The sequence below is a fragment of the Streptomyces sp. NPDC041968 genome (assembly GCF_055589025.1).
In genome coordinates this window covers 613,261-626,486 of the sequence record NZ_JBVJCB010000002.1, presented here as the reverse complement: position 1 = coordinate 626,486, position 13,226 = coordinate 613,261, and the positions used below count along the sequence as shown (strand labels likewise).

12 protein-coding genes and 1 pseudogene are annotated in these 13,226 nt (G+C 74.0%); 6 read left to right on the top strand and 7 right to left on the bottom strand.

Annotated elements, in window-relative coordinates; genetic code table 11:
- Positions 1-76 precede the first annotated feature (76 nt).
- Positions 77-1,324: an MFS transporter gene (locus ACZ6EG_RS07940; protein WP_469602594.1), complete on the bottom strand. Its 1,248-nt coding sequence runs from the start codon at positions 1,322-1,324 to the stop codon at positions 77-79.
- A 483-nt stretch (positions 1,325-1,807) separates the two neighbouring features.
- Here ACZ6EG_RS07940 and ACZ6EG_RS07935 point away from each other — a divergent pair, with 483 nt between their 5' ends.
- A complete protein-coding gene (locus ACZ6EG_RS07935; protein WP_469602591.1) occupies positions 1,808-2,845 on the top strand; it encodes an NAD-dependent epimerase/dehydratase family protein in 1,038 nt (345 codons plus the stop codon).
- 143 nt (positions 2,846-2,988) lie between these two features.
- Here ACZ6EG_RS07935 and ACZ6EG_RS07930 read toward each other — a convergent pair whose 3' ends face one another.
- Positions 2,989-3,522 carry a DoxX family membrane protein gene (locus tag ACZ6EG_RS07930; RefSeq protein ID WP_356609530.1) on the bottom strand — a complete coding sequence of 178 codons (534 nt, stop codon included), beginning with the start codon at positions 3,520-3,522 and terminating at the stop codon, positions 2,989-2,991.
- Positions 3,523-3,876: 354 nt separating this feature from the next.
- On the opposite strand from ACZ6EG_RS07930, the gene ACZ6EG_RS07925 reads away from it, so the two are divergent.
- Complete coding sequence (locus tag ACZ6EG_RS07925; RefSeq protein ID WP_469602589.1) at positions 3,877-4,515, top strand: GNAT family N-acetyltransferase; 639 nt, start codon at positions 3,877-3,879, stop codon at positions 4,513-4,515.
- A 55-nt stretch (positions 4,516-4,570) separates the two neighbouring features.
- Here ACZ6EG_RS07925 and ACZ6EG_RS07920 read toward each other — a convergent pair whose 3' ends face one another.
- The 3 genes from ACZ6EG_RS07920 to ACZ6EG_RS07910 are packed head-to-tail and all read right to left on the bottom strand — an operon-like array spanning position 4,571 to position 6,323.
- Entirely contained in the window at positions 4,571-5,296 is a 726-nt protein-coding gene (locus ACZ6EG_RS07920) for a metallophosphoesterase family protein (RefSeq protein WP_391969075.1), read from the bottom strand.
- Complete coding sequence (locus ACZ6EG_RS07915) at positions 5,296-5,592, bottom strand: BON domain-containing protein (protein WP_391969074.1); 297 nt, start codon at positions 5,590-5,592, stop codon at positions 5,296-5,298. The genes ACZ6EG_RS07920 and ACZ6EG_RS07915 overlap by 1 nt, the downstream gene beginning before the upstream one ends.
- Entirely contained in the window at positions 5,589-6,323 is a 735-nt protein-coding gene (locus ACZ6EG_RS07910; protein WP_469602584.1) for a nucleotidyltransferase family protein, read from the bottom strand. The genes ACZ6EG_RS07915 and ACZ6EG_RS07910 overlap by 4 nt, the downstream gene beginning before the upstream one ends.
- 142 nt (positions 6,324-6,465) lie before the next feature.
- On the opposite strand from ACZ6EG_RS07910, the gene ACZ6EG_RS07905 reads away from it, so the two are divergent.
- Positions 6,466-6,771, top strand: a complete 306-nt coding sequence (locus ACZ6EG_RS07905; RefSeq protein WP_391969072.1) for a hypothetical protein — start codon at positions 6,466-6,468, stop codon at positions 6,769-6,771.
- Positions 6,772-6,828: 57 nt separating this feature from the next.
- On the opposite strand, the gene ACZ6EG_RS07900 is transcribed toward ACZ6EG_RS07905, so the two are convergent.
- The gene (locus ACZ6EG_RS07900; RefSeq protein ID WP_469602581.1) at positions 6,829-8,013 is read right to left on the bottom strand and encodes a PP2C family protein-serine/threonine phosphatase; all 1,185 of its coding nucleotides are present in this window, start codon (positions 8,011-8,013) and stop codon (positions 6,829-6,831) included.
- A gap of 178 nt (positions 8,014-8,191) precedes the next feature.
- Between ACZ6EG_RS07900 and ACZ6EG_RS07895 the strand changes: the two genes are divergently transcribed.
- Positions 8,192-8,605: an SRPBCC family protein gene (locus ACZ6EG_RS07895; protein WP_391969070.1), complete on the top strand. Its 414-nt coding sequence runs from the start codon at positions 8,192-8,194 to the stop codon at positions 8,603-8,605.
- 166 nt (positions 8,606-8,771) lie between these two features.
- Here ACZ6EG_RS07895 and ctaD read toward each other — a convergent pair whose 3' ends face one another.
- Entirely contained in the window at positions 8,772-10,490 is a 1,719-nt protein-coding gene (ctaD, locus tag ACZ6EG_RS07890; protein WP_391969069.1) for an aa3-type cytochrome oxidase subunit I, read from the bottom strand.
- A 688-nt stretch (positions 10,491-11,178) separates the two neighbouring features.
- On the opposite strand from ctaD, the gene ACZ6EG_RS07885 reads away from it, so the two are divergent.
- Together ACZ6EG_RS07885 and ACZ6EG_RS07880 are read left to right on the top strand one after the other, a co-directional pair.
- Complete coding sequence (locus tag ACZ6EG_RS07885) at positions 11,179-12,213, top strand: polyprenyl synthetase family protein (RefSeq protein ID WP_391969118.1); 1,035 nt, start codon at positions 11,179-11,181, stop codon at positions 12,211-12,213.
- 112 nt (positions 12,214-12,325) lie between these two features.
- Positions 12,326-12,675, top strand: a pseudogene (locus ACZ6EG_RS07880) (ATP-binding cassette domain-containing protein); the annotation flags it as partial.
- Positions 12,676-13,226: the final 551 nt, after the last annotated feature.

The window sequence follows — 13,226 nt, the reverse complement described above, 5'->3', positions numbered from 1 at the left end:
CGGGTCGCGGGCCGCGAGCCCACGGACCGTCGTACCGTGCCGTGGCCGCCGGCCGGCACGGCCGCGGGCCTCCCGCTCAGGCTGCCGTCCCGAGCGCCACCCGGGCGGGTGTGCCCGTGTCCCCGGCGGCCCGCAACGCCACCGGCTCCTTGGAGCGGCGGCCGTGCAGGAGGTGACCCGCGGTGATGGACGCAGCGATGATCAGCCCGCCCGCGACCAGGGCACCGCGGGCGCCGGCCAGCTCCATCAGCAGGCCGAGCGCCGGCGGGCCGCCGAGGCCCCACACCGTGCCGATGCTGCCCCACACGCCGAGCACCCGGCCCCGCAGGTGCGCGGGCGGGTCGGTCTGCAGCACCGAGGTGCCCGCGGTGTCGGAGACGGACTCCACCACGGCCATCGGCAACACCATCACCAGCAGCACGGCCAGCGACGGTGAGAGACCGGCCACCACCTGCAGCAGACCGCCCGCCGCCGCCAGCGCGCCCACGACCCGCACGGAGGGCCGGCGCAGCCGGGCGCCCAGGACGGCGCCGACGATGCCGCCGGCCGCCAGCACGGTCGACACCGTGCCGAACGACCCGGCGCCGCCCGCGAGCGGCCCGGTCACCAGCACCGCCAGCGTGAGCTGGTAGTTGCGCCCGAAGACGGCGCTGATCCCGGTGACGCCGGCCAGCGCCAGCAGCCGCGGACGGCGCGCGAAGAAGGCCAGCCCCTCCCGCACGGACAGGCTGTCCGCCCGCTCGCGGCGCGCGGCCTTGCCGGTGTGCCCCGCCGCCCCGCGCGCCGGACGCAGGAAGGGGACTACCGAGGCCACGAAGAGGAACGAGAGCCCGTTGGCCGCGTAGGCGGCGGCCGTCCCGAGGAAGCCGACCGCCACTCCGGCCAGCGCGGCACCGGTGAGCCGGCCCGCCTGGTGCACCAGCGCGCCCACACCGATCGCCGAGGGCACGTCCTCCGGCGGGACCAGGTCGTTGCCCAGCAGCGAACACGCCGGGCCGTCGACGGTGGCGATGACACCGGTGACGGCGGCCAGCGCCATCAGGGTCGTCACGTCGAGCCGGTCCAGCGCCACCAGGAGCGCCGTCGCGAAGGCGACCGCGCCGAGCAGGGCCTGGCTGACGGCGGCGGTCAGCTTCCGCGGCCAGCGGTCGACGGCGGCGCCGCCGAACACACTGATCAACAGCGCGGGCGCGGCCTGGACGGACATCGACAGACCCGTCGCCGCGGCGGACCCGGTGATCTGCAGGACCAGCAGGTTCTGCACCGTGAGCTGCATCCAGGTGCCGGCGTTCGAGACGAAGTTCGCGACCGACCACCAGCGCATGCTGCGGTACCGCAGGGACCGCCACGGCGAACGCGACGCCGGTGCGGAGGCAGGCGGGGCGGAGACGGCGGAGACAGGGGAAGAAGACACAGTGCGCCACTCGAAGACGGGTCGGGGGACCCGGAAGGGAAGGGGGAGGGGGAGCGAGAAGACCGGCTGCGCTGCGCGGCCACTCCACCGAGCCGGACGACGGCGCCGACCATCGTGGCAGAAGGGACCGGCCAGTCCTCGCCGCCGTCCGCTCGGGGGCTCACCCCGCACGGCCCAATTCCCCTGCCGCGCAGGCCCCTTGACCTGCCGAGTGTGCTTGATCACAGGCCTCCGCGCGTCCCGGGTCAAGACCTGGGGGCGTGACGGTCACCACAGGGCTCCGTCCGCTCGGCCGGCGCAGGGGACGCGGCGGACGCCGGAGCATGAACGCGACCCGCCAGGGCACCCGGGGCCCGCTCGTCAGCGCTTCGCGGCGGAAGGAAGGTCGTCCCCATGATGCCGACGGCGACGTTCGGTCCGTGGTCGCAGGCCCGGTCGTCCTGGGACCGTGCCCTGGTGGCCGGCGGCGCGGGCTTCCTCGGCTCCCACCTGTGCACCCGCCTGCTCGACGCGGGTGTCGAGGTGGACTGCCTGGACAACCTCTCCACCGGCCGGGCCGAGAAGCTCGCCCCTCTGGCGGGCCGCCCCGGCTTCCGGTTCCTGGAGTGGGACATCTCCGACCCCGGCTGCGCGGACGCGCTCACCGGCCCCTACGACCTGGTCCTGCACCTGGCGGGCCCGGCGTCACCGGCCGCCTGGCCCGACCGGCCCGTGGAGATCCTCGACGCGAGCAGCCTCGGCACCCGTGCCGCACTGGCCGTCGCCGAGCGGGACGGCGCCCGCTTCCTGCTCGCCTCCTCGCCGCCGGCGTCCCCCGGCCGTGCGCCGCGCGACGACGGGCACGGGAGCGGGGCCGACCCGGTCGGTCCGCACAGCGCCTGCGCCGAGGCCGTCCGCTTCGCCGAGGCGCTGGTCGCCGCGCACGCGGGCGCCCACGGCACGAACGCCGGGATCGTCCGGCTGTTCACCGGCTACGGGCCCGGCATGCGGACGGACGACGGGGGCACGCCCGCCGCCTTCCTGGAGCAGGCCCTCGCGGGGAGGCCGGTCACGGTCGACGGGGACGGCAGCCGGACGCACCCGCTGTGCTACGTGGACGACATGGTCGACGGCGTCCTCCTCGTCGCGGCCGGCCGATCGGTACGGCCCGTGGACATCGGCGGCGACGAGGCGCCCACGGCCGTGGAGATAGCCCGCCGGGTGATCGACCTGACCGGCACGGACGCGCCGCTCGTGTTCGTCGACGGGTCGGGCGACCGGCCCGCGCAACCCCGGCCCGTCACCGGATTCGCCCGTGAGATCTTCGGGTGGCTGCCCGGGGTGACCTGGCCGGACGGCCTGGAACGTACCATCGCCGCCCTCCGGGACCGCCCCGACCCGGTACCGACCGGGGTGGTGACCACCGAGCGCGTCGGGGAGCGACGGGCCTGAAGGCGCTCGCCGCCCGCTCGCCGCCCGCTCGCCGCCCGCCCCGGACATGGGGGCCTGTCCGGGGCGGCGGGGTACGGGTGTCGGCGCCTCCTTCTCCGCACGGCGCACCCTGCCGCCCGCTCCGGCGCGGAAGCCGCCCGGCCCTAGACGCCCAGCTTGGCCCGGACACCCCCCGCTGTCGCCGCGGGGCGGGCCGTGGCCCTGACCGAGCGGTGCACCAGGTGCGCGTCGTGCCGCAGGCCCCGGGCGGCATGCCGGCCGCGCCACAGCAGCGAGGGGGCGCTGCCCGTGTCGTCCGCGGCGATCAGCAGCCCGCCCAGCATGGACACGTTCTTCAGGAAGTGGATGCGCTGCTGGGCGCGCTCCGAGGGGTCCTCCGCCTCCCAGAAGCGGTGCCCCGCCAGCGTGGTGGGAACCAGCGTCGCCGCGACCGCCAGTGCGGCCAGCCGCGGGCAGCGGCCGAGGCCGAGCAGGACCCCGCCCACCACCTGCACGGCGCCGTTGAGCCGTACGAGCTGCTCGGTGCTGTCCGGCAACGCCGACACGCGGTCGGTCACCGGCCGGACGATCGGCTCGGCGGCGGGCGCCACCTGCGCGGGGTTGCGCAGGGAGTTCAGACCGCCGGCCACGAACATCGAGGCGAGCATCGGGCGGCCGACCACACGGAAAAGACTCATGGTGCTCTCTCGCTTTCTCCAGGGATACCCATGGACTGCCAGGAACGTGCTGCCTACTGGGATCATCAGGTGCCCGCAACGCCCGGCGCCATTCGGTGCCCGCAGCGGCGGCGACGCCCGCGGGTACCGCGCCGGGCGGGTTCCACGCAGGTCACGGGCCGGTCGGCGGCGGCAGGACCGATTCCCGTCATGGTGCGGGTGCGGCGCATCTGGCGCAGTGACCGCGGCCGGCCCGAAGGGGCACGCCCCGGCGGCACGCGGGGGCGCCCGCGGAGGAGCCCGGCGGGCCGACGAGCACGCGCGGGGCGTCGCGGCGCCCTTGTGGGAGCGCTCCCAGTCGGGCAGGATGCCGCAGTGACCCCGACCGCCGCCGTACGCCCGTACCGTCCCGCCGACGCATCGGCACTCGACGACATCTGCATCCGCACCGCGCACAACGGCCGGGACAGCCGGCCGGTGTACGCCGACCCGGCACTGCTGCCCGCCATCTTCGCCGCGCCCTACGTCCACCTCGACCCGGATCTGGCGTTCGTCCTGGACGACGGAGGGGGCCGAGCGGTCGGCTACATCCTCGGCACCGCCGACACCCCTCGTTTCGCCAAGGAGTTCCGCGCCGAGTGGCTGCCGCGAGTGGCGCACCGCCACCCGGCGCCCGACGGCCCGCCCCGCACCCCGGACGAGGTCATGGCCGGACTGCTGCACGACCCGGAGCGGATGATCGTCCCCGAGCTGGCCGCCTACCCGGCCCACCTGCATATCGACCTGCTCCCCGAGTGGCAGGGCCGTGGACACGGCCGTGCGCTGATACGGACGTTCTGGCGGGCGCTGCGCGCCCGCGGGGTGCCCGCCGTCCACCTGGTCATGGCGACCGCCAACACACCTGCCAGGGCCTTCTACGACCGGATGGGCTTCCACGAGATCGAGGCGGCGGGCCTGGATCCCGCCGACGTCACCTGTCTCGGACGGACGACGCGGGAGGACGCCGCGACCTGACGCACCGGGCGGGGCCGTCCGACCGCCGCCCGGCGGTGTCGCGCCCCGCCCGCGGTCAGGCGGCCCCGAGTCGGTAGACGTTGAAGGCGCGGCGGATGACCGGCTGCGCCACGTTGCGCACCCGCACCCCGCCCGCCGTCATCCCGTGCTCCGTGCCCAGGTGGGCGTGGCCGTGCACGGCCAGGTCGGCGCCGGCGGTGTCGATCGCCTCGGCCAGCAGATAGCTGCCGAGGAACGGGTGGATCTCCGGGGGCTCCCCGGCGAGCGTGTCGGCGACGGGGGAGAAGTGGGTGAGCGCCACCCGGGCGGCACAGCCCTCGGCGTCCAGCTCCTTCAGCGCGGCGTGCAGACTGTCCGCCGAGCGGCGGGTGGTGCGGACGAACTCCTTCATGACCGGTTCGCCGAACTCACCGGCGCTGCGCCCGACGAAACCGCCGCCGAACCCCTTGGCCCCGGCGATGCCCACGCGCGTCCCGGCGCACTCGACGACGGTCGCCTGCCCCTCCAGTACGGTCACCCCCGCGTCCTGGAGCAGGGCGGTGACCTTCTCGGGCTGCTCGTCGTGGTGGTCGTGGTTGCCGAGGACGGCCACCACCGGCACCGGCAGGTCGCGTACCTCCTGCGCCACCACCCGCGCCTCCTCCGGGGTCCCGTGCCGGGTCAGGTCACCGGCGAGCAGCAGCAGGTCGGCGCATTCGGGCAGGGTCTCGAAGGCGGGACGCAGCAGCCCCTGGCTGTCCGGGCCCATGTGGATGTCTCCGACGGCGGCGACGCGGATCATCACAGCTCCTCCGCATGGTCGGGGCTGGTCGTCTCCGCCACCACGAGGTCGGCGTGCACGGTGAGGCCGGCCAGTTCCTCGCGGGCGACGCGCAATACGGTCTCGCGGCACTGAGCGGAGGGCACCGTGCCCGTGAGCGCGATGGCCCCGGCGCGGATCTCGGCGCGGACACCCAGCTCGCCCAGTTCCTCGGCGGCGAGCCGGTCGTGCAGGTGGGCGACGCGGTACTCGACGTTGCCGGCCGCGCCGGCGGGGCCGCTCGCCGCGGGCCCCTGGTGTGCGACGGGGTCGCTCATCGCTGTTCCTCCTTCGCGGCGGTGGCCGCCGCGGTGGCCGGGGAGCCGCCCGAGGCGCCGGCCGGAGGGATGATGTCCAGCCGTTCGAGGATGAAGAAGAACGCGGCCGGCATGGGGTCGTCACCGCACTCGCGGCGCAGCTCCTCCCAGTCGATCTTCTCCCGCAGGGTGCGGGCGATCGGCAGCACCGCACCGAAGTCGCAGTGGTGCTCGGAGAAGGCCGCCAGCAGCCCGTGCAGCAGGTCGGTCGGCGACAGCACCGGCATGAGGACGGAGTCGACCGAGAGGTCCTGGGCCCGGGCCAGCAGCTCCGCCGTGACGGGCTCGTGCGCCAGCTCGAAGATCAGGTCGACCTGCTGCCCCAGGCAGTTCGCCTTCAGCAGCCAGTCCTCGGGCGGCGTGTACACCGCCAGACCCGCCTCCCTGAGCGTCGCCGCGACGGCCTCCGCGTCGTCCGGCCGGATGCAGAAGTCCACGTCGTGCTGGAGGTTCTGGGTGCCGCCGTGCGCGTAGACGGCGACGCTGCCGGCCAACGCGAACGGGTGCTCCTTCTTCTTCAGGATCGACCCGACCTGTTTGGCGGCTTGCAGAATCGCCTGGTTGCGGTCGAGCGGGAGATCCTCGTGGCGTGGGTCGTTCAGGGGGACGAAGTCGGGGTCCCCCGCGGCCAGACGGAGCTCCGAAACGCCGGCGCGCTGGTCGAGAGCGCTGTCGTCGGCGTGCTGCGTCATTGCTGTCCCCTTCCGGACGGTCACCTTCCGTGGACCGGTCAGCCGGTCCGCCCCTGGGAATCCGGGTACCCGGCGTGGTACCCCCGACACGGGACGCTGTTTCGGGGTGAGCCGTCCGGGGGATCGGGGGCACTCGGACGGCATGGACGACAAGCAGCAGCCGACCGGACCCGAGGACCGACGCACCGTGGAACGGCTGGTCACGGCGTGGCTCGCGGAGACCGAGCAGCACGATCGCGCCGCGGCCCGGGAGGCCCGCGCCGGATGGGAGAGCGGCGCCCTCCCGGAGCGGGCCGCCCAGGACCTGGCCACCTGGGTCACCGCCAGGATCACGGACACGGGCTTCACCGAGGACGAGGGACCCTACGTCGAAGGACCCGTGCGGATCACCCCTGCCGACAAGGAGACCGTGCGCGACTGGCTGCGTGCACGGGGCCACCAGGTCTGAGACACGCCCCCCGCGCCACCGGGGCGCCCGCTCCACCCGGGAACGCGCCGCCGACGGTCAGCGGACCGGCGGACGCCATTCGAACATCAGGATCGTCGCGTCGTCCCGCAGCCGACCGCCCGACTGGGAGTCGAGGATCGAGTGGATCAGACGGCGCAGCGCCTCGGGTGCGAGCTCGCCGCCCGCCGTGGCCCGGATGACGTAGTCGGCGAACCGTTCGAGTCCGAAGAGCGTCTCCTCCGGGGTCCGCGCCTCGGTGACCCCGTCGGTGTACACCAGCACCCGGTCACCGGGCTCGAGCCTCGTCTCGTGCGTCCGGCGAGGAGCGGCGGAGAGCTGGGCCGGCGACCCCATCGGGGGGTCGGCGTCCCGTTCCAGCGCGTCGGTGATCAACTGCTCGTCCCTGATCAGGAGGGGCGCGGGATGACCGCAGTTGCTCCAGCGCAGCAGACCCGTCTCGAAGTCCAGCTGCGCGAGGACGGCGGTGCAGTATTGATCCGGGAGCCAGCGGGCCAGGGCGTCGTCGACGGAGGTCACGAGCGTGGGCAGGTCGGCCCCGTTGCGCCGGGCGTTGCGGCAGGCGGCCAGCGCCACCGCGCTGGTCAGCCCGGAAGCCAGGTCGTGCCCCATGGCGTCGACCACCGAGACGTGCAGGGTCGTCTGGGTGAGCGAGTGGTCGAAGGCGTCCCCGCCCAGCTCGTAGGCGGGTTCGAGGACGGCTGTCGACACGACGTGCGAGTTGCCGATGGTGCGGGGCGGCAGGAACGCGCGGAGCATCTCGGAGGGGAGGTGCATCGGCTCGGTGCGGGTGTGCCGGACGAAGGAGTCCTCGAAGGCCCGCTTCGAGGTGATCATCATGGCCAGCAGCGAGGCGAGGGCCCGGCCGCGGACCAGGGTGGCGGACGTGAGCGCCGAGGCGTGCACCGCCAGTACCCCCAGGCGCTCCGCCCCGTCCAGCAGGGGCAGCCACGCCGTGACACCGCCGGTCTCGGACTCCTCCACCCGCAGGGCCTGGGTCCGGTAGGCCCACCCCGCGAGCGAGCCGTCGACGGGGATGCTCGACGCCACGTCGGTCTGCGGCACGAGGTGCCGTTGCTGCAGGTCCACGAGGTAGACCACCGCGTGCTGCAGGTCCAGGGCCTTGGCACAGCGGGCCACCGCGGCGGACAGGTCCAGGGTCAGATGCGCGGGATCGGCGAGGAAATCCTGCAGCAGCACGTCGCTCGCCTCGGACGTGGACACCTCGTCTCCCCTCGCCGGTCCGCCCGCCGTGACGCCACGACGGGGCACGTTGCGCAGCAGTCTGGCACCGCACACCCGGCGCCGCCCGCCGAGCCGATCATTCGCGGGGCGCTTCGGCCCGGGCGGACGGGGGCACGCGTCCCCTGGTACGACGACGAGTGCCGAGGAGTGGTGACCCATGTCCGAGTACGAGCGTTCCCGCACCATGCCCGCCGGGGCGGAGCAGGTCTTCGACCAGGCCGCGAACGTCGGGCAGCTGGACACCTGGCTGCCCCGGGACCTGCACGTGGAGCCGGAGGACCCGCCCGCAGTCACCGTGCACGAGGACCGCACCGAGCAGGACACCTCCGCCCTGCTCAGCGCCCGGCCCGAGCAACTGCGCCTGGAATGGGGCACCCGCGACCAGGGCGCCTACGCCGGCTGGCTGCAGGTCGCCGGACTCGACGGCGGGGTCAGCGAGGTGACGGTGCACCTGTCCTTCTTCGACGAGGGCCACGACCCCGGGCGGCCCGCGGTGGACGAGGCCCTCGACAGCAGCCTGCGCCGACTGGAGGAGCGGGTCAGGACCCGCACCGGCGACGCGACGGCCTGACCGGTACGGCCCCACGACGTTCCGCGCCCCGGGGACCCGCTCCGCCGCGCCCGCGCGGGTGGCCCGCGGTGAGGGAGCGGCATCCGGACGTCACTCGCCCCCGCGGATCGCGACCCGGCGACCGCCCGTCGCACCCTGACGGGTGGCGTACTGCCCGATGCGCACCTCAGGAGGCGCGGTCCCCCTTGTGCCCCTCGCCGGGCTCCAGCACATCGCGCTGCCCCGTCCGTTCCGCCTGGTCCAGCTGGACCAGCTCGGGGTGGTGGAGGTCGAAGGCCGGCGACTCGGACCGCACCCGCGGCAGGGCGTGGAAGTTGTGGCGGGGCGGGGGACAGGACGTGGCCCACTCCAGGGAGCGCCCGTAGCCCCAGGGGTCGTCGACCCCGACCGGCCGGCCGTATCTCGCCGTCCGCCAGACGTTGTACAGGAACGGCAGCGTCGACAGACCGAGCAGGAAGGCCCCGACGGAGGAGACGGTGTTCAGCACCGTGAAGCCGTCGGCGGCCAGGTAGTCCGCGTACCGGCGCGGCATGCCCTCGGCGCCGAGCCAGTGCTGCACCAGGAAGGTGGTGTGGAAGCCGGTGAAGAGCGTCCAGAAGTGCACCTTCTCCAGCCGGTGGTCCAGCATGCGGCCCGTCATCTTCGGCCACCAGAAGCTGAAACCGCCGAACATCGCGAACACGATCGTGCCGAACAGGACGTAGTGGAAGTGCGCCACCACGAAGTACGTGTCGGTGACGTGCCAGTCCAGCGGCGGTGAACCGAGGACCACCCCGGTCAGCCCGCCGAAGAGGAAGGTGACCAGGAACCCGGCCGCCCACAGCATCGGCGGTTCGAAGGAGAGCGAGCCCTTCCACATCGTGCCGATCCAGTTGAAGAACTTCACCCCCGTCGGCACCGCGATGAGGTACGTCAGGAACGAGAAGAACGGCAGCAGCACGGCACCGGTGGCGAACATGTGGTGCGCCCAGACGGTGGCCGAGAGCCCCGCGATGGCGATGGTGGCGCCGACCAGCCCCATGTAGCCGAAGATCGGTTTACGGGCGAAGACCGGGATGATCTCGGTGATCACCCCGAAGAACGGCAGGGCGAGGATGTACACCTCGGGATGGCCGAAGAACCAGAACAGGTGCTGCCACAGGATCGCCCCGCCGTTCTCGGCGTCGAACACATGGGCCCCGAAGTGCCGGTCCGCCTCCAGCACCAGCAGCGCCGCCGCCAGCACCGGAAAGGCCAGCAGGACCAGGACCGAGGTCAGCAGCACGTTCCAGACGAAGATCGGCATGCGGAAGATGGTCAGGCCGGGCGCGCGCATGCAGATGATCGTGGTGATGAAGTTGACCGACCCCAGGATGGTGCCGAACCCGGACAGCGCCAGCCCCATGATCCACAGATCGCCACCGAGGTAGGGGGCGCGCAGCGGACCGCTGAGCGGTGTGTAGGCGGTCCAGCCGAAGTCCGCGGCGCCCTGCGGGGTGAGGAAGCCGCCGAGCACGATCAGGCCGCCGAAGAGGAACAGCCAGTACGCCAGCATGTTCAGCCGGGGGAAGGCCACGTCGGGCGCGCCGATCTGCAACGGCATCACGGCGTTCGCGAAGCCGGCGAAGGTCGGGGTGGCGAACAGCAGCAGCATGATCGTGCCGTGCATCGTGAACGACTGGTTGTACTGCTCGTTGGAGAGCAGCTGCAGGCCCGGCCGGGCCAACTCGGCCCGGATCAGCATCGCCAGCACCCCGGCGATCAGGAAGAACGCGAACGACGTGATGAGGTAGAGATGGCCGATCCGCTTGTGGTCGGTCGTGGCCAGCCAGGAGACGATCACTCGTCCCCTGCGGGAGCGCTTCGCCGCGGGGACCGGAGCGGTCGGTTCGGTCTGTGTCGCCATCAGACCAGGGCAACCCACCCCCGGCCGCACGTGTCGACGCCACGTCACACCCTCACGCGGTTGGGGCCGATTGGCTGATCGTTTGTATCCGTCCGGGTGTGCAACCACCCCGGAGGGGCGAAGCGGCCGTCACCCGAATGGCCCCCGCGCGCTACTGGTGACGGCCGATCCGGTGTCTCCTGGTGAGTGTCAGCGGCGTCCAGGCTGGGAGGCCGATCATGTACGAAATGTGCGTGGGCCCGGAGAAGGCGGGCGGAGCGTTGGTGTGGCACGTGATGGCCAAACAGGCAGCGGCCACTCTGTGCGGAGAGATGCTCCGCGAACGTATCGAGGCATCCGACGGTGAACGGGCGCGCCACTGCCCGGATTGCATGGCTTCCTTCGAGAAGCTGATGGTAAGCACACCGTGCTGACGGACCGTCCGCAACCGTCCGCCCCGCCGCATCCCGCGGCGGGGCGGACGGCGTACGTCCGCACCACTTCCGGTGCGGCCCGATTGTCGGCTGGGGGCATGGTCATAGAGCTGGGCTGCTTCGGTGATCTTTCGTCGGGTGGTGCCCGGAGCGGGCTTCCCGCGGCACGCCGACCGATTGACTGGGGGCGCGGCCGACGCGGCCCGTGCGGGCGTCGCCGGGTCCCGCTGTCCGTCTTCGAGTCCTGACCCCGTGAGGAGCAGTACGTGTCGCAGATGACCGACTCGGCCCCGGCAGGTGCCTTCCCGCGTCTGGAGTGGGTCGACGACGTGCTGTCGCCCGCTCTGCGGACGGCCGTCGAGTCGCTGCCCGCCGCGGAGCGCCTGGTGGCCCGGTACCACCGGGGCTGGTGCGAGGCCGACGGCGCGCCCCGCGCGTCCGTGTCCGGCGGTGGCAAGGCGGTGCGTCCGGCCCTCGCCCTGCTGTCGGCGGCGGCCGTCGGTGCGGACCCGGCGACCGCGGTGCCCGGCGCGGTGGCGGTCGAGCTGGTGCACGACTTCACCCTGCTGCACGACGATGTCATCGACGGCGACGCGCTGCGCCGCCACCGGCCCGCCGCCTGGTCCCTGTTCGGCACCCCCGCGGCCGTGCTCACCGGCGACGCCCTGCTGGTCGCCGCCCTGCGCGCCCTGACCCAGGCCGCACCGCGGCGCGCGGGGGCGGCCGTGCAGGAACTCGTGGCCGCGCTGCTGGACCTGGTGGAGGGCCAGAGCCACGACGTCGCCTTCGAGGCGGCCTACGACGTGTCGGTGGCGGACTACCTGAGCATGGCCGCGGGCAAGACGGGTGCCCTGATCGGCTGCGCCTGCGCGCTGGGCGGCGTGCTGGCCGGCGCGGACGCCGTCCGGGTCGGCGGACTGCGGGAGTTCGGCCGGCACCTCGGCGTGGCCTTCCAGTGCGCGGACGACATCCTCGGCATCTGGGGCCGCACCGCGCGCAGCGGCAAGCCGGTCGGCGCGGACCTGGCCGCCCGCAAGAAGTCGCTGCCGGTCGTGGCGGCCCTCGCGGCACCGGGCCCGGCGGCCGAACGGCTGCGTGAGCTGTACCTGGGTCCGCACCCGCTGGAGGGGGGCGACATCGACCTGGCGCGTCGTCTGGTGGAGGAGGCCGGCGGACGGCGGGCGGCCGAGGAGGAGGCGCGCCGGCAGATGACGGTCGCGCTGCGCTCCCTGTCCCTGGCGCGGCCCACCGCCGACGCCTACCGCCAGCTGCACGACATCGCCTGGGCGATGATCCGCCGCGAATCCTGAACCGCGCCGCCACCGCCCTCCCTCCCGACCGGTGGACCGGCCGGAGCGATGCGACCGCCGGTGCGTGACGTCACGTGCGGCGGACCGTTGTCCTGGCGATGACCGCTCCGTCCAGGAGCCCAGCACAGGTCACGTCCAGGTGCTCGGTCACGCGGCGGGCGCCTGGCCGCTGCGCACCCGCGTCGGCTACGTCACCCAGGCACCCTCCGTCCACGCGGACTGACGGTGCTGGAGAACCTGCGGTACTTCGCCGCCGCCCTCGGCATGCGCGGCTGGCGGCGCGAGGACGCCGTGGTCCGGGTCGTGAAGGAGGTGGACCTCGTCGCGTACGCCGACCAGCCGGTCTCCCGGCTCTCGGGCGGCCAGTACTCGCGGGTCTCCCTGGCCGTCGCGCTGCTGATCCGGCCCGACCTGCCGGTGATGGACGAACCCACCGTCGGGCTCGACCCGATGGTGCAGCGAGTGCCGGTCGTCGTCCAGGGCGGCCACGAGGATGGCCGTCTCGGTCAGTGACGATCACTCGGCTGGGGCAGTGTCGCCGCGCCGGCCCGGGGAAGGCGCCGTCCACGCCCGGGTGCGCAGTCCTCCCGCACCGGGGCGGCGGGATGTGCCGCGGCCGGGATCCCCGAGTCGGCCGCGGCGCACCCCTCTCATCGGCCGGGCCGCGCCGCTCTTCCCGCTCGCCTGGCGGCGCCCCCGGCCCGCCGTGATGGGTGTCGGCCACCGGGCGTTATGGGTGCCGTCCCCGATGGCGGAGCAGCGGCATGGCGTGTGACCGTGGAGCGACGCCGTGCCCCGGGGGGTCTTCGGGCGCCGGGAGGGTCGCGGGGAGGTTCGTCCCGCCTGGCCGCGGGTGCTGCCGCGTGGTCCGGGCCGGCCGCGCCGTGCGCGCCCGTGCACCGCGGTGGCCGGTGGTCGTCGTGGCGTACCGCCGGGGGCGGACCCGGGGCGTCCGGAGCGCGCCGCCCGTGCACGCCGCGGGCGCGACGGTGCCCCGCGCGGGCCGGGAGCGG

Coding starts and splice junctions, on each gene's coding strand:
- ACZ6EG_RS07940 (WP_469602594.1), bottom strand. CDS start 1,324: ATGCGCTGGTGGTCGGTCGCGAACTTCGTCTCGAACGCCGGCACCTGG.
- ACZ6EG_RS07935 (WP_469602591.1), top strand. CDS start 1,808: ATGATGCCGACGGCGACGTTCGGTCCGTGGTCGCAGGCCCGGTCGTCC.
- ACZ6EG_RS07930 (WP_356609530.1), bottom strand. CDS start 3,522: ATGAGTCTTTTCCGTGTGGTCGGCCGCCCGATGCTCGCCTCGATGTTC.
- ACZ6EG_RS07920 (WP_391969075.1), bottom strand. CDS start 5,296: ATGATCCGCGTCGCCGCCGTCGGAGACATCCACATGGGCCCGGACAGC.
- ACZ6EG_RS07915 (WP_391969074.1), bottom strand. CDS start 5,592: ATGAGCGACCCCGTCGCACACCAGGGGCCCGCGGCGAGCGGCCCCGCC.
- ACZ6EG_RS07910 (WP_469602584.1), bottom strand. CDS start 6,323: ATGACGCAGCACGCCGACGACAGCGCTCTCGACCAGCGCGCCGGCGTT.
- ACZ6EG_RS07905 (WP_391969072.1), top strand. CDS start 6,466: ATGGACGACAAGCAGCAGCCGACCGGACCCGAGGACCGACGCACCGTG.
- ACZ6EG_RS07895 (WP_391969070.1), top strand. CDS start 8,192: ATGTCCGAGTACGAGCGTTCCCGCACCATGCCCGCCGGGGCGGAGCAG.
- ctaD (WP_391969069.1), bottom strand. CDS start 10,490: ATGGCGACACAGACCGAACCGACCGCTCCGGTCCCCGCGGCGAAGCGC.
- ACZ6EG_RS07885 (WP_391969118.1), top strand. CDS start 11,179: ATGACCGACTCGGCCCCGGCAGGTGCCTTCCCGCGTCTGGAGTGGGTC.